Genomic DNA, 697 nt, shown 5'->3' on the forward strand with positions numbered 1-697 from the left:
GTTAAATATCCACCCGTGAAACGGGTGGATATTTACTGACTTTAGTCCTTATTAACAAAGAGCTACAAAAACCAGTTAAGCACTCTGCCTAACTGGTTATGACTAAATTTTCAGTTGTATCTTTCCCTACCAACACTAAATATTGGCAAGCCTAAACTATATAGAATTAAATACTAACTCCTTATGAGCGAATCAGGTGATCAAAGGCACCTAATGCCGCAGTCGCACCTGAACCCATTGAAGTGATGATCTGTTTGTATACACTATCGGTACAATCCCCTGCTGCAAAGACCCCTTCAATATTGGTTGCGCCGTGTTTGTCTACGACGATCTCATTGCGTTCGTTTAAAACGATGCGATCTTTTAACCATTCGGTATTCGGCATCAAGCCAATCAAGATGAAGACACCCTCAACAGCTAATGTGAATTCACCATTCGTTTCACGATCAACGTAGGTCAATTGTTCGACATGATCGGATCCAGCAATTTCCTTCGTTGCCGCATTCGTAATAACAGTCACATTTTCTAACGTGTTCAAGCGGTTTTGTAGCACAAGGTCCGCTTTTAGTTCCGGTAAAAATTCAAGAACATAGACGTGTTTTGCCATGCCAGCTAAATCGATCGCTGCTTCGATCCCAGAGTTTCCGCCGCCAATGACAGCAACCTCTTTCCCAGCAAATAACGGGCCGTCACAATG

General features: G+C 42.8%; 1 protein-coding gene. It reads right to left on the reverse strand.

What is annotated here, in order from left to right; genetic code table 11:
• Window positions 1-181: 181 nt before the first annotated feature.
• Window positions 182-697 (reverse strand): FAD-dependent oxidoreductase (locus IGI96_RS19745; RefSeq protein ID WP_438785717.1); only part of this gene is annotated, 516 nt, incomplete at its 5' end.

The sequence above is a fragment of the Enterococcus sp. DIV0421 genome (assembly GCF_051713745.1).
Lineage (GTDB): Bacteria > Bacillota > Bacilli > Lactobacillales > Enterococcaceae > Enterococcus_D > Enterococcus_D casseliflavus.